At 74.3% G+C, this 5,288-nt stretch carries 4 protein-coding genes; 3 read left to right on the top strand and 1 reads right to left on the bottom strand.

The features are described from left to right. Together PMI01_RS05460 and PMI01_RS05455 are read left to right on the top strand one after the other, a co-directional pair. A partial coding sequence (locus PMI01_RS05460) for an ATP-binding cassette domain-containing protein (RefSeq protein ID WP_007664935.1) occupies positions 1 to 309 on the top strand: 309 nt, incomplete at its 5' end. Positions 310 to 311: 2 nt separating this feature from the next. Further along, positions 312 to 2,828: an ABC transporter permease gene (locus tag PMI01_RS05455; RefSeq protein WP_007664933.1), complete on the top strand. Its 2,517-nt coding sequence runs from the start codon at positions 312 to 314 to the stop codon at positions 2,826 to 2,828. On the opposite strand, the gene PMI01_RS05450 is transcribed toward PMI01_RS05455, so the two are convergent. Further along, the gene (locus tag PMI01_RS05450) at positions 2,722 to 3,861 is read right to left on the bottom strand and encodes a M15 family metallopeptidase (protein ID WP_007664931.1); all 1,140 of its coding nucleotides are present in this window, start codon (positions 3,859 to 3,861) and stop codon (positions 2,722 to 2,724) included. The two genes, PMI01_RS05455 and PMI01_RS05450, sit on opposite strands and share 107 nt — an antisense overlap. 91 nt (positions 3,862 to 3,952) lie before the next feature. On the opposite strand from PMI01_RS05450, the gene PMI01_RS05445 reads away from it, so the two are divergent. Beyond that, positions 3,953 to 5,050, top strand: coding sequence for a L,D-transpeptidase family protein (locus PMI01_RS05445; protein WP_007664929.1), 1,098 nt, complete (start codon positions 3,953 to 3,955; stop codon positions 5,048 to 5,050). Positions 5,051 to 5,288: the final 238 nt, after the last annotated feature.

Here is a 5,288-nt window from a genome sequence, read left to right as displayed (position 1 = left end):
CCCCCCGCCCGCCAGTGGCTGGACCGCGTCGGCCTGTCGGCCCGCCTGACCCACTATCCGCACCAGCTGTCGGGCGGCGAGCAGCAACGGGTGGCCCTGGCCCGCGCCCTGGCGGCGCGGCCCGCCCTGCTGTTCGCCGACGAGCCGACCGGCAACCTCGACTCCAAGACCGCCGCCATCGTCGCCGACCTGATGTTCGACCTCGTCGCCGAGGTCGGCGCGGCCCTGGTCATGGTCACCCACGACCCGGTGCTGGCCGAGCGCGCCGACCGCATCGTGCGGATGGCCGACGGCCGGATCGAGGCCTGAGCGTGGCCGCCCTCTCTCTGAAGCTGGCGGCCCGCGAACTGCGCTCCGGCGTGCGCGGCTTCCGCATCTTCCTGGCCTGCCTGGCCCTGGGCGTCGCCGCCATCGCCGCCGCCGGCTCGACCGCCGAGGCCTTCCGGCAAGGCCTGGCCAGCCAGGCCCGCGAGATCCTCGGCGGCGACCTGTCGTTCGGGGTCGACAACCGCGACTTCAGCCCCGCCGAGCGCGCCGCCTTCGACACGCTGGGCGTCACCACCTACACCGCCGCCGCGCGGGCCATGGCCCAGGCGTCCAGCGGCGAGCGACGGCTGATCAGCCTGCGCGGCGTCGACACCCGCTTCCCCCTGGCCGGGACCGTGAAGCTGGACGGCGCTGCCAGCGTGGCCGCCGCCCTGGCCGACCACGACGGCGTGGCCGGCGCGGCGGTCGAGCCGGCCCTGCTGGACCGGCTGCACCTGAAGCTCGGCGACCGCTTCCAGGCCGGCCCGATCACCCTGACCGCCCGCGCCGTGCTGGTCAGCGAGCCCGACGGCCTGTCCCGCGGCTTCGCCCTGGGACCGCGCGTCATGGTCCGGGGCGAGGTGCTGGAGCGCTCGGGCCTGCTGGCGCCGGGCGGCCTGTCGACCCGCACCGTGCGCATCGCCCTGCCCGCCGGCCAGGATCCGCGCGCCCTGGGCAAGGCGACCATCGCCCGCTTCCCCGACGCCGGCCTGCAGGCTCGCGACCGGCTCGACGCCGCGCCCGGCGCGCGGCGGCTGATCGACCAGCTGGAATATTTCCTCGGCTTCATCGGCCTGGCCTCGCTGGTCGCCGGCGGCCTGGGCGTGGCCGGGGCGGTGAGCGCCTATCTGGCCACCCGCGAACCATCGATCGCCGTGCTCAAGGCCCTGGGCGCCGACGGGGCGCTGATCCGCAACCTCTACCTGGTGCAGATCGGCCTGCTGGCCACCCTGGGCGTGGCCATCGGCCTGGTCGTCGGGGCCGTCGCGCCGCTGATCCTGGGACAGCTGGCCGGGTCGTCCCTGCCGATCCCGGCCCTGTTCGCGGTCTATCCCTGGCCGCTGGCCAAGGCCGGGCTGTTCGGCCTGCTGGCGGCGGCGGCCTTCTCGCTGGTCCCGCTGGCGAGAGCGCGCCGCACCCCGCCCTCGGCCCTGTTCCGCCGCAGCCTGGGCGGCCGCATCCCGCTGGGCCTGGAAACCCTGGGCGCGGTGCTGGCCGGCGCGGGCCTGGCGGCCCTGGCCGTGGTCACCGCCCCGACGCCGCTCGCGGCCGGGATCATGATCGCCGGCGTCGCGGTGTCGTTCGGCCTGCTGTGGGCGCTGGGCCTGTTCGCCGCCTGGGGGGCGGGCCGGGTCCGGCGGCTGGCCAGCGGTCCGGCCAAGCTGGGCCTGGCCAACCTGGCCGGACCGCGCTCGGCGGCCCGCACCGCCAGCCCGGCCATCGGCCTGGGCGTGGCCCTGCTGGCCTGCGTGGTGCTGATCCAGTCGGCCCTGCTGGCCCAGGTCACCAGTGTGGCGCCGCGCACCGCCCCGGCCATGGTGTTCACCGAGATCCCCGGCGACCAGGCCGCCGCCTTCGACGCCGAGGTCGCGCGCGCCATGGGCCCGCCGACGCCCCAGACCTATCTGCGCATGCCCTTCGCCACCGGCCGGATCAGCGGCCTGAAGGGCAAGCCGGTCGACCTCGACGCCATCAAGCCCGGCCAGCGCTGGGCCTTCGACAACGACATCGGCCTGTCGCTGCTGGCCGGCGAGCCGACCGACGGCGGCCTGGTCGCGGGCCAGTGGTGGAAGCCCGGCTATGCCGGCCCGCCCCTGCTGGCGATCAACACCGAAATCGCCGACGCCGCCGGGCTGAAGATCGGCGACACCGTCACCCTCAGCATCCTGGGCCGCGACATCGACGCCAGGATCGCCGTGCTGCGCAAGATCGAGTTCGGCGGCTTCGGGCCCAATTTCAACCTGATCCTCGACACCAAGGCGCTGGAGGGCGCGGCGCTGCGCAGCGTCGCCATCGCTCGCCTGGACAAGGCCCGCGAGGCCACCCTGACCCGCCGGCTCGGCGCCAGCTTTCCAGGCGTCAACGTGATCAGCGTCCGCGAACAGCTCGACGCCGCGGCCGCCCTGTTCGACCGCCTGGCCTTGGCGGTGCGCGGGGCGGCGGCGGTGGCGGGACTGGCCGGTCTGCTGGTGCTGGCCGGGGCGATCGCCGCCGGGGCGCGGGCCCGGGCGCGCGAGGCGGCGACCTTGAAGGTGCTGGGCGCGACGCGCGGCCAGATCCTGGCGGCCTACGCCATCGAATATGGCGCGGTCGGGCTGATCGCCGGGACGGCCGGGGTGGCCCTGGGCTTCGCCGCCGCCTGGCCGGTGGTGGTCAAGGTGTTCGAGGCCAGCTGGAGCGTCGACTGGGGCGGGGTCATGGCCTTGCTGGCCGGCGCGGCGGGGCTTTCGACGGCGGGCGGCCTGCTGGCGGCGGCCCTGGCCTTGGCCCAGCGCCCGGCCCCGGTGTTGCGGGCGGAATGAGCAGCGGGTCGGTGGGGTTGCCCGACCCGGCCTGCGGCAGGCTGCTGATCGGCACGCCGGGCAGCATCGGCTCGCCGTTCCACTCCCAGTGCCAGGGCTCGAAGGGATAGTTGACGAAGCCGAACCGCCCGGCGTTGGCGACCATCCAACGATAGACGTCCGACCGCGTCATGATCAGCCGGTTGGCGTCGTTGCTGGAGTCCGGGCCGAAGCCGGGGGCGGCGGCGATGTAGACGTCCATGGCCAGGCCCGTGCGGTGGGCCGAGCAGATGGTGCGCACCACGCCCTGGCAGTTGTTGTCCTGGGCGCAGCGGGCGGCGTCGGCGGCGGGGTCGCGGAAGCCCGAGAAGATGGCCAGCGCCTCGGGCCGTCGCACCACCCCGGCCGCCCTGGCCTCGGCGACCATCCGGCGATAGGCGTCCAGCGCGCCAGGCCGCAGTTGGATGGTCTTGCCGCCATAGCTCTCCTCCGGTCCGGCGGTGGCCAGGCCCGAGACCGGCGGCGCGCCCGGGCAGATTCCCTCGGCGTTGACCCGCGCGAACGGCCGGGCCCGACGCCAGCGCGCCTGCATCGCCTCGAAGGTCTCCGGGTCGAAGGTCCCCGTGGACCTCAATCCGTGCCCGCCCTGCCATCGGGCCAGGGCGGCGGCGAAGCGCGGCGTGCCCGGGGCGCAGGCGGTGGCGATCTCGTGGGCGACGCGCGGGGCGTAGATCTCCCAGCCGACCTCGCCGCGCCCGAACGGCGCCCAGGCCAGGGTGGTCAGCGAGGCGGCGTTGGCCGGGGCGGCGCCGGCCCAGGCACCGCCGGACTGGCAGTCCTCGGGCGGTCCGCCGTCCGTCGAGGCGGGGATGAAGGTCGGGCTGGACGGCGGGTCGCTGGACGGGAAGTGCTGGTCGATCGGCGGAGCGTATTCGGCGCTTTCGCCCGGCGGGGGCGCCTGGGCGCCGCCGGTCCACATCAGCCACGCGCCGAAGGCGGCGGCGAGCACGGCCAGCGCGCCCAGGACCCAGATCAGCCGACGCAGGATCTTCAATCGGGGCTCCTTGGCCCCGGGGGGGCGCGGTGGGGAACTTCGCCATGGCTGAAGCCTTCAGAAGGGCAAGGCGTTCCGCCTGGAGCTGTTCATGCCCTCGATCCCGCGTCCTGTCGCCCTGCTGCTCGGCTGTGTCATGGCCACCGCCGCCTGTTCGGACCCGACACCGGAGCGCAAGCCGCCAGTCGCGCAGAGGCCAGCCACCCAGGCCCCAGCCCCGCCGCCGGTGGTCGCCGCCCCACCCGCTCCCGTCCCGGCCGCGCCTTCGCCTCTGGCCCAGGCCGTCAACGGCGCCGCTTTCGATCCCGCCGCCATGACGCCGCAGGCCAAGCAGGCCTATCTGACCCGCGCCCAGGTGCTGCTGGACCGCGCCCACTTCTCGCCCGGGGTCATCGACGGCCAGGAGGGCTCCAACCTGGCCATCGCCGTCAGCGCCTTCCAGGAGGCCCGCCGCCTGACCGTCGACGGCAAGCTGAGCCCCGCCGTCTGGGACGCCTTGGTCGCCGCCGACGCCGGCCCGGCCCTGACCGACTATCTCATTACGCAAGAAGACGTCGCCGGCCCATTCGTCGCCGACCTCCCCAAGGACGACTACGAGGCCATGGCCGGGCTGCCGGCCTTGTCCTACGGCAGCCCGCTGGAGGCCCTTGCCGAGCGGTTCCACATGGACGAGCCGCTGCTCCAGGCGCTCAACCCCGGCGTCGATTTCGGCCAGGCGGGCGCCACCATCGTGGTCGCCGCCCTGGGCCCCGAGGGCCTGGACGGCAAGGTGACCCGCATCGGGATCGACAACGCCCGGGGCGTGCTCAAGGCCTATGCCGACGACGATCGGCTGCTGGCGGTCTATCCGGCCACGGTCGGCAGCACCGAGCGCCCGGCGCCGGTCGGCGAGTGGGCGGTCAATACCGTCGCCCCGCGCCCGACCTACACCTACGACCCCTCGCGCCTGACCTTCGGCAAGCCGAAGAGCAAGCTAACCATCAAGGCAGGACCGAACAACCCCGTGGGCTCGACCTGGATCGACCTGACCAAGGACACCTACGGCATCCACGGCACGCCGGACCCGAGGCTGGTCAACAAGCGCGCGTCGCATGGCTGCGTGCGGCTGACCAACTGGGACGCGGCGGAGTTGGGAGCGGCGGTGGTCAAGGGGGCGAGGGTGGTGTTTCAGGGAAAGTCGGTGCGGTGACGGACACCTTCTCATTGCAAACAGTCGTCATCCCCCGACTTGTTCGGGGGACCCAAGCCGAGCCGGCCGCATCATTCCGCGTATCAACTGAACCGCCGCTTGGGTCCCCCGCACAAAGCGGGGGATGACGGGCTTTTGAGCTGCGTTGAGGCTCAAAGCGCCAGCCGCACCCCCACCCGCACGACCCTCGGCGCGGCGTAGCCCGCCACCCCGTCCGCCGTCCGCGAGGTCTGGATGT

Source organism: Caulobacter sp. AP07 (assembly GCF_000281955.1).
Lineage (GTDB): Bacteria > Pseudomonadota > Alphaproteobacteria > Caulobacterales > Caulobacteraceae > Caulobacter.
This window is presented reverse-complemented; position numbering and strand designations above follow the sequence as displayed.